The following is a 1,210-nucleotide window of genomic DNA, read 5'->3' as shown; positions in this document are numbered from 1 at the left end:
TACATGGACTGGGTGGTCGACAACGACCGGAATTCGCGCGGCACCTACCACGCCAACCTGCATTTCAACCCACAGGTCAAATACGACCTGGGCAAGGCGCTGAACATCGGCGAGAAGCAGCTGTATGTCGGGTTCGAGTACAGCTACTGGAAGAACAAATACGGGATTGAAAACAGCAGCCGCCTGGACACCAACCAGAACACGGCCAGTGCATTGGTCAAGTTCCACTTCTAGCGCTTTTTCAGTGCACGTCGCGTCACCGTCCGCCCAACGGCGGTGACGCAACGCTTGAGTACCGCAGGCAGAGCCAGTATTCTGCGCCGCGCTCTGATACGGGCGCTGTTTAGAAGCTGACTTTAAAGCCAACTTAATTCAGTCAGATCAAGTAGTTACGTAACTTAGGACTCAACTGCCCATGGCAGCAGAGGGATGTTCCTTGGCCATTTGTCAGGTGTGGCCCAAGACTTGCTCAGGCTTATAAAGTTGACCGAAGAGCCAACTTTTAAACACGGAACCAAAGTGCCAACACCGAGCACTGCGTTCCATTCACTGCAAAACACTTATTTTTTGGAGCAACCGAATGAAGCGCACACTGACCGGCCTGATGCTCGCGGGGAGCTTGCTGGGCGGGGCCCCGGCCGTTGCTGGCGACCTGTTGCAATGGCAGACCAACAGCCTGACTTACTTGTGGGGCAAGAACTTTCAGGTCAATCCGTCGATTCAACAGACCCTGACCTTCGAACACGCAGACAGCTGGAAGTACGGCGATAACTTCTTCTTCCTCGACCGCATCTTTTATAACGGCAAAGAAGACGGCAACGTCGGCCCGAACACCTATTACGGCGAGTTCACGCCACGGTTGTCCTTCGGCAAAATCTTTGACCAGACGTTTGAGTTCGGCCCCATCAAAGACGTGTTGCTGGCCATGACCTACGAGTTCGGCGAAGGCGACACCGAGGCCTACCTGATCGGCCCGGGCTTCGACCTGAACGTGCCCGGCTTCGATTACTTCCAGTTGAACTTCTACCAGCGCTTCCCCGAAGGCAATCGCCCCGGCAAGGGCGTGTGGCAGATCACCCCGGTGTGGTCCTACACCCTGCCGCTGGGCAATTCCGATGTGCTGATCGACGGCTACATGGACTGGGTGGTCGACAACGACCAGAATTCGCGCGGCACCTACCACGCCAACCTGCACTTCAACCCGCAGGTC

General features: G+C 56.0%; 1 protein-coding gene and 1 pseudogene. Both read left to right on the top strand.

The window, feature by feature from the left end; all coding sequences use genetic code 11:
* A pseudogene (locus tag BKD70_RS18560) lies at positions 1 to 234 on the top strand (hypothetical protein); the annotation flags it as partial.
* Between the two features lie 346 nt (positions 235 to 580).
* Positions 581 to 1,210 (top strand): hypothetical protein (locus tag BKD70_RS18555; protein WP_070415388.1); only part of this gene is annotated, 630 nt, incomplete at its 3' end.

Source organism: Pseudomonas sp. BS-2016, assembly GCF_001806145.1.
In the GTDB taxonomy this organism is placed as follows: Bacteria; Pseudomonadota; Gammaproteobacteria; order Pseudomonadales; family Pseudomonadaceae; genus Aquipseudomonas; species Aquipseudomonas lundensis.
Note: the sequence above shows the minus strand (reverse complement) of the source record. Positions and strands in the feature narration are given on the sequence as shown.